The organism is Sporosarcina luteola, from assembly GCF_007991495.1.
Taxonomy (GTDB): Bacteria; Bacillota; Bacilli; order Bacillales_A; family Planococcaceae; genus Sporosarcina; species Sporosarcina luteola.
In genome coordinates, this window is record NZ_BJYL01000004.1 from 44,669 (window position 1) to 60,075 (window position 15,407).

General features: G+C 42.9%; 13 protein-coding genes. All 13 read right to left on the bottom strand.

What is annotated here, in order from left to right; genetic code table 11:
* Nucleotides 1-7: 7 nt before the first annotated feature.
* Nucleotides 8-973, bottom strand: a complete 966-nt coding sequence (locus SLU01_RS01385) for an ABC transporter permease (RefSeq protein WP_147054559.1) — start codon at nt 971-973, stop codon at nt 8-10.
* A gap of 1 nt (nt 974) precedes the next feature.
* Nucleotides 975-2,021 carry an ABC transporter permease gene (locus SLU01_RS01390; RefSeq protein ID WP_147054561.1) on the bottom strand — a complete coding sequence of 349 codons (1,047 nt, stop codon included), beginning with the start codon at nt 2,019-2,021 and terminating at the stop codon, nt 975-977.
* Nucleotides 2,011-3,561, bottom strand: coding sequence for an ABC transporter ATP-binding protein (locus SLU01_RS01395; protein WP_147054563.1), 1,551 nt, complete (start codon nt 3,559-3,561; stop codon nt 2,011-2,013). The genes SLU01_RS01390 and SLU01_RS01395 overlap by 11 nt, the downstream gene beginning before the upstream one ends.
* A gap of 167 nt (nt 3,562-3,728) precedes the next feature.
* Complete coding sequence (locus SLU01_RS01400; protein WP_147054565.1) at nt 3,729-4,793, bottom strand: BMP family lipoprotein; 1,065 nt, start codon at nt 4,791-4,793, stop codon at nt 3,729-3,731.
* 160 nt (nt 4,794-4,953) lie between these two features.
* Nucleotides 4,954-5,682, bottom strand: coding sequence for a GntR family transcriptional regulator (locus SLU01_RS01405; protein ID WP_147054567.1), 729 nt, complete (start codon nt 5,680-5,682; stop codon nt 4,954-4,956).
* Nucleotides 5,683-5,843: 161 nt separating this feature from the next.
* On the bottom strand, nt 5,844-8,183 hold the full coding sequence (locus SLU01_RS01410) for a DNA translocase FtsK (RefSeq protein WP_147054569.1): 2,340 nt from the start codon (nt 8,181-8,183) through the stop codon (nt 5,844-5,846).
* A 101-nt stretch (nt 8,184-8,284) separates the two neighbouring features.
* The gene (locus SLU01_RS01415) at nt 8,285-9,952 is read right to left on the bottom strand and encodes a ribonuclease J (protein WP_147054571.1); all 1,668 of its coding nucleotides are present in this window, start codon (nt 9,950-9,952) and stop codon (nt 8,285-8,287) included.
* A gap of 292 nt (nt 9,953-10,244) precedes the next feature.
* On the bottom strand, nt 10,245-11,135 hold the full coding sequence (gene dapA, locus SLU01_RS01420) for a 4-hydroxy-tetrahydrodipicolinate synthase (protein WP_147054573.1): 891 nt from the start codon (nt 11,133-11,135) through the stop codon (nt 10,245-10,247).
* 70 nt (nt 11,136-11,205) lie between these two features.
* The gene (locus SLU01_RS01425) at nt 11,206-12,237 is read right to left on the bottom strand and encodes an aspartate-semialdehyde dehydrogenase (RefSeq protein ID WP_147054575.1); all 1,032 of its coding nucleotides are present in this window, start codon (nt 12,235-12,237) and stop codon (nt 11,206-11,208) included.
* Between the two features lie 181 nt (nt 12,238-12,418).
* On the bottom strand, nt 12,419-13,003 hold the full coding sequence (locus tag SLU01_RS01430) for a dipicolinate synthase subunit B (protein WP_147054577.1): 585 nt from the start codon (nt 13,001-13,003) through the stop codon (nt 12,419-12,421).
* Between the two features lie 12 nt (nt 13,004-13,015).
* Nucleotides 13,016-13,795, bottom strand: coding sequence for a hypothetical protein (locus SLU01_RS01435; protein WP_147054579.1), 780 nt, complete (start codon nt 13,793-13,795; stop codon nt 13,016-13,018).
* Nucleotides 13,782-14,057: a YlmC/YmxH family sporulation protein gene (locus tag SLU01_RS01440; protein ID WP_147054581.1), complete on the bottom strand. Its 276-nt coding sequence runs from the start codon at nt 14,055-14,057 to the stop codon at nt 13,782-13,784. The genes SLU01_RS01435 and SLU01_RS01440 overlap by 14 nt, the downstream gene beginning before the upstream one ends.
* Nucleotides 14,058-14,079: 22 nt before the next feature.
* Nucleotides 14,080-15,339 carry a M16 family metallopeptidase gene (locus SLU01_RS01445; RefSeq protein ID WP_147054583.1) on the bottom strand — a complete coding sequence of 420 codons (1,260 nt, stop codon included), beginning with the start codon at nt 15,337-15,339 and terminating at the stop codon, nt 14,080-14,082.
* Nucleotides 15,340-15,407: the final 68 nt, after the last annotated feature.

Below are 15,407 nucleotides of genomic sequence, written 5' to 3' on the forward strand. Positions count from 1 at the left end.
TTGTTAGTTATCTACTACCTTTAATATATGGCTCTCCATTTGCCTTCGGAGCATTCGCTTTTCCGATAAATCCGGCAAGTGCGAGAATCGTTAATACGTAAGGAAGAATATGGAAATAGACAGCAGGTATTTTTTGAATAAAGTCGATATCTATGGAACTTGCACTAATTGCAAGCGTCTGAGCAAAACCGAAGAATAAGGCTGCGCCCAATGCACCAATCGGATGCCATTTCCCAAAAATCATCGCAGCCAATGCCATGAAACCTTGGCCATTAATTGTCGCGTGACCGAAATCGCCTGTCATCGTTTGGGAATAGATTGCCCCACCGATACCTGCAAGACCACCGGAAATGATAACCGCAGTATATCTGATTTTGGAGACGCTGATTCCCATCGTGTCAGCTGCCATAGGATGTTCCCCTACCGAACGGAGACGCAGACCGAATGGCGTCTTGTAAATGACGAACCAAGCAACGAAAGCCAGCGCAATCGCCAACACAGAAGTACCGTAAACGGATTTGAAAAACATCGGACCAAGAACAGGAATATCTTGCAAGATTGGAATATTGACACGCGGAATTTTTTCTTGAATGAAATCCGTCTGTCCTTTTCCAAACATCATTTTTACTGAAAACAAAGCAATTGCAATCCCTAACATATTGATTGCTACCCCGGAAACAACTTGGTCAGCCCTGAAAGAGACGGAAGCAACCGCGTGCATGATCGAGAAAATCGCAGCGACAAGCATAGCTGCGAGCAGCGAAATCCACGGAGTCCATCCGCCGAAAACATCGACAAACGCGAGGTTGAAGACGATTCCGACAAAAGCTCCCATTACCATAAGTCCTTCAAGTCCAATATTTACAACACCGGAACGTTCAGAGAATACTCCTCCGATAGCTGTAAAAATGAGAGGGGCGGCATAAGCGATTGAAGTCGGGATGATAAAATATAGCACTTCCAAAAAGCTCATGTCATTTCGCCTCCTTTTTCTTATTCAAACGTTGCAATCCTACTCGGATGATATAACCCGAAGCAACAAAGAAAATGATAAGTGCAACGACAATTGAAACGATTTCAAGTGGAATATTTGCTGCGTTCGGCATATTGTTCGCGCCGTATTTCAACGATCCAAACAAAGATGCTCCAAAAATGACACCTAATGGAGTGTTCGCACCAAGAAGCGCAACGGCAATTCCGTCAAATCCGATTCCAGTGAATCCGCCTTGAGTGGTCATGCTGCCAAATGTACCTAGTCCTTCCATCGCACCTGCTAGTCCTGCAAAAGCTCCGGAAATAACCATGGACAGGATAATGTTTTTCTTTACATTCATACCGGCATATTGGGAAGCGTTCTCGTTAAAACCGACCGCTTTCAATTCAAAACCGGTTTTTGTTTTTTCAAGAAGGAACCACATAACCGCTACCATAGCAAGAGCTACAAAAATACCATAGTGAAGCGTGGAATAGTCCGTTAAATTCGAAAGAAAATCGGAACGTAATGATGCCGTCGGTTGAATCTTATCTGTTTTATAGCTGCCGCCTGAAACTGTTTTGATTAAAGCGTTAACAACATGAAGGGCAACGTAGTTCATCATAATTGTTACAATGACTTCATGCACCTTAAGCGTCGCTTTTAAGATCCCAGGAACAAGGCCCCATAGAGCTCCCGCCAAAGCAGCAGCCAAAAGAGTTATTGGCAAATGAATAATCATCGGCAATTCAAATGCCGCACCAACGTATACAGCAGTAAACCATCCAACCATCAACTGTCCTTCTACACCGATATTGAACAGTCCGGACCGGAATGCAAAAGCAACCGCGAGACCCGCAAGTATATAAGGGCTAATTTGACGTATTGTTTCACCGATCGCATAACTGTCTCCAAATATCCCATTCCAAAGTGCTATATATCCACTAACAGGATCATAGCCGCTGAAAAGCATAACAATAGCTCCAACAAGTAACCCAAGTATGATCGAAATGATCGGTACTAAAAGATTGACGACTCTATTTGACATCTCGATCTACACCTTCTTTCATCGAGGTTTCCTTTGTAGAATGTCCCGCCATCAATAGACCCAATTCCTGTTCAGTCGTTTCGGAAGGAATAACCGTATCGACGATCTGACCATCGTGGATGACCGCTATTCGATCGGAAACATTCATAACCTCATCAAGTTCAAAGGATATTAGAAATACTGCTTTTCCATTATCCCGCTGTTCTATGAGCCGCTTATGAATAAATTCAATAGCTCCTACATCTAAACCCCTCGTTGGCAAAGCAGCAATAAGGAAATCGGGATCACGTGAAACTTCCCGTCCAATGATCAATTTTTGTTGATTTCCACCGGATAATGCTCGAGCAAGCTCATGCTCTCCTTGCGTACGAACATCATATTCCTCAATAATGCTTTTCGCTTTTTCTGAGATGATGCCATAATCCATAATGCCATTTTTAGAATAGGGTTCGTGATAGTATTCTTGCAAAGCAGAATTATAACCGACAGAGAAGTCCAGTACTAGTCCGTGCTTATGCCTATCTTGCGGAATATGCCCTAGACCGGACTCTGTAATCTGCCTAGGTTTTTTGCCAGTAATGTCTTTTGAATTAATGGTGATTTTACCGCTCTTCACTTTGCGAAGACCTGCAATCGCTTCAATCAGTTCCGTTTGCCCATTCCCGTCTATACCCGCAAGACCGACGATCTCACCTCTTCGCACTGATAGATTCAAACCTTTTACTTTCTCGATCCCTCTATTATCAGTGACGACGAGGTCTTCAACATGCAGTACTTCTTCTTTCGGATTTGCTGGCCCTTTTTCCGTTTTGAAAGTCACTTGTCTCCCGACCATCAGCGTGGCAAGCTCTTCGGGATTTGTTTCAGACGTTACGACTGTCCCGATGCCTTGGCCTTTTCGAATGACGGTTACTCTATCGGATACATCCATGATTTCTTGCAATTTATGTGTGATAAGAATGATTGACTTACCTTCTGTTATTAATTTCTTCATGATGCCAATCAATTCCTGAATTTCCTGAGGTGTCAAAGAAGCGGTCGGCTCGTCAAAAATAAGAATATTCGCTCCGCGATAGAGCGTTTTCAAAATTTCAACACGTTGCTGCATGCCGACTGAAATATCCTCTATTTTTGCATAAGGGTCTACATTCAACCCATAAAGCTTAGAAATTTCGGCCACTTTTTTTGCGGCATCTTTAATGTTGACGACCCCCATCTTTTTCGGCTCACTGCCAAGGATGATGTTTTCGGTAACCGTCAAATTTTCAACGAGCATAAAGTGTTGATGAACCATTCCAATCCCCAAATCATTTGCTACATTCGGATTAGAAATATTAACTTTCTTTCCATTGACGCGAATTTCGCCCTCTTCAGGTTGATAAAGACCAAAGAGCACGTTCATCAATGTAGATTTCCCTGCGCCATTTTCACCTAGCAGCGCATGGATTTCTCCTTTTGCCAGTTGCAGAGTGATGTTGTCATTCGCACGAAAATTCCCGAATTCCTTCGTAATGTTCAACATCTCAATGACATATTCCAATGGATTCACTTCCTTGCATTATAATTTCTTCTTTTATATTTGAACAATTAAATTAACACAATAAAAAGTTCTTAAATAAGAACCTTTTAGTCTATTAATCAAATTTGATATAACCCATTTAAACAACAAAGGCCGGACTACCCGGCCATTGTTGATTCATTCACTTATTAACGGAATTCTGGTACTTCGATTTCGCCGTCAGCGATTTGTTTAGCGTATTCATCGATTTGCTTCATCACATCTTCAGGAATTGCACCACGCGAATCTGCTAGAGCTACACCGTCATCATGAAGACCGTAAACTTTTGTTTCACCGCCAGGGAATTTCCCTTCTTGTGCAAGTTTAGAAATATCTTGAACCGCATTGTCAACACGTTTAAGCATTGAAGTCAAAGTAATATTGTCATCACCGACTTGACCTTCGTCATATTGGTCGGAGTCAACACCGATAACCCATACGTTTGCATTTTTATCAGCTTGTTTACGTTCTTTAGCTTCAGAGAAGACACCGTTACCTGTTCCGCCAGCTGCGTGGAAGATGATGTCGACGCCTGAAGAATACATACGGCCTGCTTCAGCTTTACCAAGTTCAGCTTTATCAAATGCGCCAGTGTATTTAACGTCTACTTTAATATCAGGATTTACCGCTGCAACACCTGCAACGAATCCAGCTTCAAAGCGCTCGATAACCGGGATATCTACACCGCCGACAAAGCCGATTTTATCGGATTCTGTCATCAAAGCAGCTGCAACACCAGCAAGAAATGCACCTTCTTGCTCTTTGAAAAGAATGTTTGCAACGTTCGGCTGATCTACTTCACCATCGATGATAGCAAAAAGCTTATCTTCTTGTTGACCAGCGATCGTACCGATTGCATCTTCCATCATGAATCCAACACCGAATACTAAGTTGAAGTCACGACGAACAAGCGCATTCAAGTTAGGGATGTAGTCTGCTTCGCCTTTCGATTGAAGGTAAGCGTAACCACCGTCGCCTTCAGACAATTTGTTATCTTCTCCGAATTTCTTGATCCCTTCCCAAGCGGATTGGTTGAAGGATTTATCGTCAATACCGCCGACATCCGTGACCATCGCTACTGAAAAGTCTGATTCATTTCCACCTTTAGAAGATGAAGAATCCTTGTCTTTGTCTTTGTCCGTACCACATGCACCAAGTAATGTACCTGCTGCTAGAACCAATGATAATGCAAGACCGTATTTACGTTTGCTCACTGATTGGACCTCCCTGTTTTTTATTTTGGTATAAAAATATGACGTTATAACGTCTTATAAAGGACATCCGAAAAACGGTAAGCGCATACAGAAAACAGGCATGTTATGCATTTGCATTTATTGCCCGCATTCGTTTAACTACCGCTTTCCAAATTGCACCTTATACCCTTTTTCGCACAACTTGGAAGCTGAATTTATCAGCCCTGAAATAATTCTTGGAGTAAAGGACCATTTCGCCTTCCTCACTATAGTGACGCTGTAATAATACAAGGAGAGGAATTTCCACCCCACACCTTAGTATTGATGACGCTTCATCATCATACCCTACAGGTTCAATATCCGCCACAGCTTGGACGATTTTTATCTTCCCTGATTTCTCAATCGAGTCAAAAATAGAATCATTTAATAGTGATTCTGCTCCTGTATCAAGATTTTTTGAGAGTACATGATCGATACAATAGACGACCGGTTCTCCATCAGCAGTTCTTACCCTTTTAATTGTAACAAGACTATCCATTGGATCGCAATCGAATTTCCCAATCATTTCATCATTCGGAAGATTCTCATACACTTCCATAAAAATTGTACCGGGCTCCATTCCTGCGTCACAGATCATAGATGAAACACTCGAGAGTTGTTCAATGCCGGATGAAAATAAAGGACGTGGGTTCACAAAAGTTCCAACACCATGTTTCCGGACAATCACCTTCTCTTCCTCAAGAACACGTAACGCTTCCCGAAGAGTCGCTCTGCTGACGCCCAAATTGCGGGCTAGTTCAAATTCAGATGGGAATTTTTCATTCTCTTTGAAGACACCGGATTCAATATCCTTTTTCAACCGTTCGATCACCTGTACATATAAATGCCTTTGATCGGTCTTCACCACCATAATAATCCCCCCCTGCCGATGAGGTTAGACCTCTGACGTACAACATCATTACTAATCATCCATACTATATCATTTTCATATTCCAAAATAAATAGTGGATTTTATAAATAATATGATTTTCTATTAAATTCTCTTAAAAAGTACTCCTTTTGTCATGAAAATTATGGGTGCATATCTGATTCACCTTTAGAAACGAGCACTTGTCTTGGCTTGCTTCCCTCCGGAGGACCTACGACTCCCCTTAACTCCATTTGATCCACAATCCGGGCGGCCCTTGAGTATCCGACTCTGAATTTTCGTTGGAGCATGGAAACGGACGCTGTCTGCATCTCTGTGACGAGCTGAACAGCTTCATCATACAACTCGTCGGTCTCCTCGTACGGTTGAACTTCTTCTATATCTGATGGTATCATTTCTTCCTGATATTGCGCTTTTTGCTGTTCGATAACGAAATCAACAATACTTTCAACTTCCTGGTCGGAAACAAAAGCTCCTTGGACCCTGACTGGCTTCGATGCGCCTGCTGGAAGGAAGAGCATATCTCCGCGACCCAGAAGTTTTTCCGCACCGGATCCATCCAAGATGGTTCTTGAATCGACAGCGGACGAAACTGCAAAGGCAATCCTTGAAGGGATATTCGCTTTGATAATACCTGTAATGACATCCACGCTTGGACGTTGAGTCGCGATGATTAAATGGATGCCAGCAGCTCTCGCCATTTGGGCAAGACGCGTGATAGAGTCTTCAACATCGCTTGAAGCGACCATCATCAAATCGGCTAATTCGTCTACAATGACGACGATGTATGGCATTCTCGGATGCTTTTCATCGTTTTCTTCATTCCACTGTTCGATGTGATCATTATACCCTTCAATATTACGAGTTCCTGTATGTGAAAACAGTTCGTATCTCCGTTCCATTTCAGAGACAACTTTTTTCAAAGCTTGGGATGCTTTTCTTGGATCGGTTACGACGGGTGCCAATAAATGAGGTACCCCGTTGTAGACATTCAATTCAACCATTTTCGGGTCAATCATCATCATTTTCACTTCATGTGGCTTAGCGCGCATCAGTATACTGACAATAATTCCGTTAATGCAGACACTTTTACCGCTTCCGGTCGACCCTGCAACAAGGACATGCGGCATTTTATTCAATTCAGCCATCATGGCTTGTCCGGTTACATCCCTGCCTAGTGCAATCATCAACTTCGATTCAGGTCGATTGTTTTCCCTCGCCTCAATCACTTCTCTTAAACTGACAATGGCAACCGAATTATTAGGAACCTCAATGCCGACCGCCGACTTGCCCGGTATCGGGGCTTCAATTCGAATATCGCTAGCTGCAAGTGCGAGGGCGATGTCATCTGACAAGCTTACGATCCTACTCACCTTCACGCCAGTGTCAGGCAGCACTTCATACTTCGTGACGGCAGGACCAAGATGAACTTGTGTAACTTTTGCCTTCACACCGAAACTTAGGAAGGTCCTTTCCAATTTAGCGGCGTTAGCATGAATGGAATCATATTCTGCGGATTGATCATTGGACGGCGTTTGTTGAAGTAATGATGGCGGCGGTAAGATGTAGGAAGTATTTTCTTCCTCGCCTTCGACCCCCGAATACGTCGATGTGGCAACATTGTTTTCCGGCTCAGGTACTTCAAGCTCTTCTTTTTCTACCACAGCAACCGGCTCATCAGAGAAGCTTTTATCAATATTCTCCGTGAAGGTCGAAATGATCGGTTTTGTAGCAGCCTCTTCTTGTTTGACCAGGACGGATGGATCTGCAACGATTGGATCGTTTTCGGCTGTTTTCTTCTTTTGGATTCGCGACATGCTAGTTGCATTCGATTTCTCTTGTTTTTTAGCAGGCTTCTTCTTTTTTCGATCGTCTTTCAAAAAAGATACGAGCTTCGGATAAAGGTCCGCAACATATGGTACTAATGCCTTGCCCGTTAAAAGAATGATACCAATTAACAAAAGGAGTATACCCGCAACAGTCGCACCAGCGGAGTCAAATAATGAATGAAATAGTGCGAACAGAAGCGCACCTGCTACTCCACCACCTAACGCTCCACTTCTTGAAACAATACCTTCGTTAGTAATTAGCACTTTCCATGTTTCTTTTATTGCCGAATTTGACATAAGTACTTTGCTTTCATATAGTTCTTTGAATAAATGAATATGACTGAATAACAGCAGACTTGCGAGTATGAACAAACTCCCGCCGACGATCCTGTTTTTCCAGCCAACCGTCTTCCGCTTGACCATGAAAAGAAGTGCTTGGACAATCAACAGGAAAGACAATGCTCCATGCCAGTTACCGAATAATAGTCTTGCAAATGAAGATAGACCCCTACCGACGATACCGAATTCGAAAATGATGATAATCGCCAAACCGATCATTGTCAGGCCTGCAACTTCGTAGAGTAATGGGTTGACGCCATCATTCTTTTTCTTCGATGCGCTCGCCTTCTTTTTCTTCTTCGTTTTCTTAGACATACTCCTCCTCCTTTCACAAAAAGGATTTCCCGCCAACGGTCGGCACGGAAATCCTTCTCTGTAGATCATACGGTTTTATGAATTTCCGATTTTCAGATCACTTAGTATTCCATGATGATAGGAATGATCATCGGTCTTCTTTTCGTTTGTTGGAATAGATATGAACTTAACGTGTCACGGATCTCTTGCTTTATGTTTGTCCATTCAAATGTATCTTTATTCACATACTTCTCGACAATCTTCCGAACGAGATTTCTTGCATCTTCCAGCAATTCCTCTGATTCACGTACATAAACAAAACCGCGGGAGACAATCTCAGGACCTGCTGCTATTTTTTTCTGTCTCCGGCTTAATGTTACGACGACAGTGAATATGCCATCTTGCGACAATAGTTTTCGATCACGTAAAACAATATTGCCTACGTCCCCTACGCCGATTCCGTCAATGAGAATATTCCCTGCTTGAACACGGCCGCTCATTCTCATCTTATTATTTTTATATTCGACAATATCTCCCTTGTCTGCTATGAAAATCTGAGATTTTTGCAATCCGACGTGTTGAGCAAGTTTTGAGTGGGCAATAAGCATTTTATATTCACCTTGGATCGGTATAAAATACTTCGGTTGCATCAAATTCAACATGAGCTTCAAGTCTTCCTGGCTTCCATGTCCCGACACATGGACATTGCGGGATGAAGTAAGGACATTGGCCCCTGCTTTCGCCAATTCATTCGCCATTTTGAACATTGAGACTTCCATCCCAGGAGAAGGAGTAAATGTAATGAGCACCGTATCTGTATCTTTTATTTTAATATCTTTATGGAACTTACGTACAATCTTTTCAAGTGCGTCAAGCGGTTCGCCTTGATTGCCCGTTACAATGATGACGATTTGGTCATCGCTGTACTTTCCAATATCCTTCACTGAGATGACCATATCTTCGTCAATTTGTAAATAGCCAAGGCGCTTTCCTACCTCGAAATAGCTCTCTAGGCTTTTACCGACTACCGCCACTTTTTTTCCGGTTTCCAAAGCTTTATCGAACACTTGCTGGATCCGGATGAAATTCGAAGCATAAAGCGCAACTAAAATCCGGCCTTCTGCACCATAAAATGTCGTTGACAGCTGCTCTTCTATAACAACTTCGGAAGTCGTATAACCCGGGCGTTCAGCTTCATTTGAATCCGACATGAGAATAAAAACGCCTTCTTCGCCTAACGAAGCCATTTTTGCAATATCTGGTCGGTATTTCCCTTTCGCAGCTTGGTCAAATTTAAATTCGCCCGTGTGGACGATAGCTCCTTCACTCGTATGGAAGACGATGCCAAGGGAGTCAGGGATACTATGTGTAGTATGGAAGAACGTCACATGCGTCCGTTTGAAATTCATACGACTTTTATTCGTAACTTCAAAAAACTTCACGCCAGCCGGTGCTGGCATATCTTTTAAATGCTCTTTCGCAAGCGCTAATGTCAGTTTCGAACCGTAAACGGGTGCTTGTACTTTTTGAAGAAGGTAAGCGATGGAACCAATTGCATCCTCATGGCCATGAGTCAAGAAGATTCCTTTCACCCGGTCTTTATTTTCTTCGATATACGTAACATCCGGAATGACGATGTCGATTCCGAGCATTTCCCCTTCAGGGAACATTAACCCTGCATCTACGATGAATAGTTCATCATCAATTTCGACCACGTACATCGCTTTTCCGATTTCCCCGACTCCTCCTAAAGGGATGACTCTTATTATTTCGTTTTTTATATTTGCCACTTTGTTTCCTCCTAAAATTTGTTTAAAAAAGACTGGTGTATGACATTAGACCGTCTATGTATGAATAAGTTTTTTATGTTGAAGACCCGTCCACAACGACTAAGTTTCATTATACGTGAGAATAGCTCGTATACACAAATAAAAAAAGCGCAGGGTGCCCGACTAAAGTCGACAGGCATAAGGTAAAGATGCGAAGTGGCGATCTTTGCCACACAGCAGCTTTACCTTATAACCCGAGACTCTGGCACCCGCAGCTAGATTAAAAAAGCCGGCAATGGATACCGGCTTTGCATTAATGAAATACAAGCTGATGATCTTTGAATTGTTTCCAAACTGAATCGAATGCCGTGGAGTCTTTGCCAAAATCCGTCAAAGGCATTCTCACCCCTCCGGTATCAATTCCAATTTTTCTGAGTGCATATTTGACAGGAACAGGATTCGGAGCGGAAAAGACCGCGTGGAATAGGGGCAATAATGCGCGATGCATGGCACTGGCCTGTTTTGTATTACCGGATTTGAATGCATTAATCATTTGCTGCATTTCCGCTCCGACTACGTGGGATGCGACCGAGATGACGCCATCTCCACCAATCGATAAAACAGGCAATGTCAACGCGTCATCCCCGCTGTACATCTTAAAGCCTTCATCCGTACCAGTTATGATTTCCGACATCTGATCCAGGCTTCCACTTGCTTCCTTTACTGCGCGGATGTTGTTGATTTTAGATAATTCAATGACGGTTTGCGCCTCCATATTCACTGCAGATCTACCGGGAATGTTGTAAAGCATTATCGGAAGTCGAGTCTCGCGGGCAATATGGGTAAAATGGGCGACAATGCCTTTTTGATCCGGCTTGTTATAATAAGGTGTGACGAGCATAATTCCATCCGCACCAAGCGCTTCTGCCTGTTTTGTCAGTTTGACGGTTTCCGCAGTATTGAAAGTCCCTGTACCTGCAACGACGGGTATTCTTTTCTTAACGATTTCAATTGCATATTTAAATAGATTGGATTTTTCTTCGTGATTTAGTGTGGGGGACTCGCCAGTTGTACCACATACGATTAATGAGTCTGTCCCTGTTGCTATAAGATGTTCGATCAGCGCTTCTGTCAAATCATAATCGATGTCACCCGTTTCAGAGAAAGGAGTGACCATCGCTGTTCCAATTTGTCCAAGCTCCATTCTGACCATTCCTTTTCATAACTTTATCAAAAGCAGCCACCTATTCACCTATTCAAACAAAATCTAACTTTTACTTGATCAATTCTTCGGCGATTTGTACCGAATTTAGTGCCGCTCCTTTTAGGAGGTTGTCTGCAACAATCCATAAGTGGAATCCCCCCGGATGTTTCGGGTCTTTACGGATACGGCCAACAAACACCTCATCCTTGCCTTCCGCGAATAACGGCATCGGGTATGTTTGTGTGGATGGGTCGTCTTGCACGACAACGCCTGATGCACCTTTCATAGCTGATTGGATATCTTCCACCGTCGCATTGACATCGTCCGTTTCGATATAAACTGACTCGGAATGACCTGTTACGACCGGAAGGCGCACACAAGTGGCGGTGACTGCTAAATTCTGATCACCGAAGATCTTTTTCGTTTCATTCATCATTTTAAGTTCTTCCAACGTATAACCTGAATCATCGAACATATCGATTTGAGGGATTGCATTGAAAGCAATTGGATAATGCTTGGCTGCTGATGCGGAAGGAAGAATATCCGCCTTACTATTTGACCGTTCTTGGAATTCCTTGCTTTGCGCTTCTAGCTCATCAATCGCTTCCGCTCCTGCACCGGATACCGCCTGGTACGTCGACACGATTATTCGACTGATGCCAAACTTTTCTTTTACCGGTTGTAGTGCCGCAACCATTTGGATCGTTGAGCAATTCGGATTAGCTATGATCCCTTCATGCTCATTCAACATATGGGGGTTCACTTCAGGAACGACTAACGGCACTCCTTCTTCCATTCTGAAAGCACTTGTATTGTCGATGACGACTGCTCCCCGCTTCACCGCTTCGGGCGCAAATTTCTGGGAGACGGAACCGCCTGCACTAAAAAAGGCGATATCTATTCCCTCAAACGATTCGGGGACAGTTTCTTCAACGATATATGTTTGCCCGCCTGCAGAAATTTCAGTACCAGCAGAACGTTTTGATGCGAGCATTTTAATGGTTTTCGCCGGAAACTTGCGCTCTAAAAGCTTTTCAAGTATTTTCGTTCCAACAGCTCCAGTCGCTCCGACAATTGCCACATTCAGATTTTCATTATTCATCTCTGTCTCCCCTTTATTACTGTTTAGTAACGGCTTGTGAGTAATAATGCAATATATTGATTATCCATGCAATCATTATTGAAACATAATTTTGCAAGATTGAAACAACATTCTAAGCCCCACAAGAGTTCATTGGAGAAATTATATCACATCCGTAAATATTCTGCTTTGTACTTTTATTTTATTCATGAATAATTAAGAGCGGTTGGAGTTGCTTGTATTTTAGCGCTGCGGCTGCGGCTGGAACCATTAGTGTGAAATCGGAGATTAGGGAGTTTGGTTTCTTGAATGGATCGTCTTGACCAAAAGGGATGAAAAATACATTTTTCATATTTAGAAGCTTCATCACATTTTGACCGTTTAAACCTAAAGCATCATTTGTCGATATACCGAGCAATACCGGACTGCCATTTCGCAAGGTAGCTTTCGCGGCCATTAAAACAGGTGAATCCGTAGCGGCATTCGCAAATTTGCTAATAGAATTTCCGGTCATCGGAGCGATGATCATAATATCCACCGGATTACTCGGACCAAACGGCTCGGCACCAACAATCGTAGAAATAACTTTTTCGCCAGTTGCTCCTTCAATCCTTTGTATCCATTCCTCACCCGTTCCGAAACGGGTGGCGGCGGTTAAAACAGAGTGAGTAATTATCGGCACAACTGTGGCACCATTATCTTGTAATGCACTAATTACAGGCAATATTTGGTCATACGTGCAATGTGATGCCGTAATACCAAGGCCAATTCTCTTTCCCTGTAGCATCTCTTTCCCCTTTCATCTACTATTCATCCTCAGTAGCGCTTCGGCTAAAGCCTTTGCGGCATCGACCGGAAAATGTTTTCCGGGCAATCCGAGGTGTATTGTATAGTATTCATCAGGGACATTGTCCTTTAGGCAACCAGGCGCTGACGCCAAGTCAAAAATGCGGATATTGGCATTTTGACTGACGCTCAACCATCTTGACGGAATTGTATTGATGAAGAATCCTTCCAAACTCACTTCGTCTGTCGTTAAAGGCATTGTATTGTAGCCGAGGGCGGCCGCTTCGCCAAGTTGATCATCAGAGCGGGCCAATATTGTCACAGATGCTCCGAGTGAAGAGAGGACTTCCGCGGTCATTTTGGCGACTTTGCCAAAACCTGCAATGTAAAAATGTTCACCAAAGATTCGCCTTTTCGTTGAAGAATAAAACTCAGTTAAAAAGCCTTCAGCCGTCAATCTTGCATTTTCCCAGACGAATTCGATTTCTTTCAAATAGGGCTGGACAGTTAGCCCCGCTTCGTGGAAGGGAGTCAGCCATTCTACAGAAGCAACACCGGGAAAAAGAATCGCATCCTTTTGGATTTTATCTACAGGGATTGCGCCTTCCATCTGTAAAACTGGACACACGATGCGGTTTGGCGCGAACTCATCAAGGGCATGAGACAATTGGTCGGTATAAACATTTCCATTATGATGGAAAGTATTAGCGCCAAGTTCCTTCATAATTCGACTGCATTCAGATATCCGTTGATCAGTTCCGATGAAAAGCCATTTTTCGTCAATATTCGTCAAGGTCAAAATCCCCCATACTATGCGTTTTTCCGAAAAGAATGCGATGTTCCCCTATTAATACAATTTCGCTCCATGGGATGAATTCGGATGTTTCCTGTTCACGATTACGGAACGGGAAACGCCCGAATTTCTTCTTCACTTCAAAGCCGATGATTTCACCGGTTTTACGATTGAATATTAAATCCGTATCCGCTAGAAATCCATAGCGGATTCCTTCTTCTACTTGGATAAGCTCTTTTTGTGCCATTTCTGATAGCAGCATATCCTTCCCCCTTTTAACAGTCCTACTTCATCATATGATTCAAGGGGAGCAAAGCTGCACTTTTTGGAGCGATTATGGAAATGGCTCGTTCATCTGTAAAAGTTTCATATGCGATTCTGTTGACATCATTCAACGTAACATTGTCAATCAATGCTACCACTTCGTCGATCGACTTATGCTCGTGAAGGATCAGTTCATTTTTCCCGTTCCGATGCATTCTTGATTCTGAACTTTCAAGGCCTAATAAGAAACTGCCTTTCAATTGCTCTTTCGCATTGATTAACTCCGTTTCAGTTACACCTTTAGATTTTATTTCACCAATAATTTTCTCCATCGCCGATTGCATCTCCCCTAAATGTTCTGGACTCGTTCCACCATAAACGACGAATGATCCTGTCATCATGTAGGATGAGTAATAGGAGAAGACCGAATAGGCAAGTCCACGCTCTTCACGTATCTCTTGGAACAAGCGTGATGACATTGTACCGCCAACGATGCTATCAAGGAGTATAAGATCGTGGAGGCGGTTGTCTCTAAGAGACAGGCCGGGATAACCGATACAAATATGCGCTTGTTCGATGTCTTTCTGCTTTGTTATGAGCCCGCTTGTGAAGACAGGAAGGGGTTTGTCCGTGATGTGCTTTATTTCTTCATTTTCGGTAAATGAATCAAATTGCAATCCAATCGAATCGATTAATTTTTCATCGTAATTACCTGCAATCGATATAACGATATTTTCAGGAGTATATAGTCGGGACATATAGCGTCGGATCATTTTTCGGTCAAACTTTTCAATTGTAGATTTTATGCCGCCGATCGATCGTCCGATCGGATGTGTTGGGTACATGACAGACCAAAGCCTTTCATCGACGTCGTCATCGGGCGTATCTTCCACGGAGGCGATTTCATCTAAAATAACAGATCTTTCTTTTTGGATGTCTTCTTCATCAAACAAGGAATTGAAAAACATATCAGATAGAATTTCGATTGCTTTTTCCGCGTGATGATCGAGCACAGTTGTATAGTAACATGTCATTTCTTTTGATGTGTAGGCGTTGATATCACCGCCGATCCGATCAAATTCTTCAGCGATGGTTTTTGCATTTCGCTTCGATGTTCCTTTAAATAGCATATGTTCGATGAAATGTGACAGTCCCCATTCATCGGCAGTTTCGTCCAAAGATCCAGCCTTTACCCATATGCCGATTGCGACCGAGCGGACGTAAGGCATTTTTTCGTGGATAATTCTTACTCCGTTTTTGCATGTTGTTTTGTTTATCATAATTCATTCCCCCACTTTGTTTCGTTAGAAAGAACAAAAAGCCTCCGTCTTCACACCATCGCAAAGAG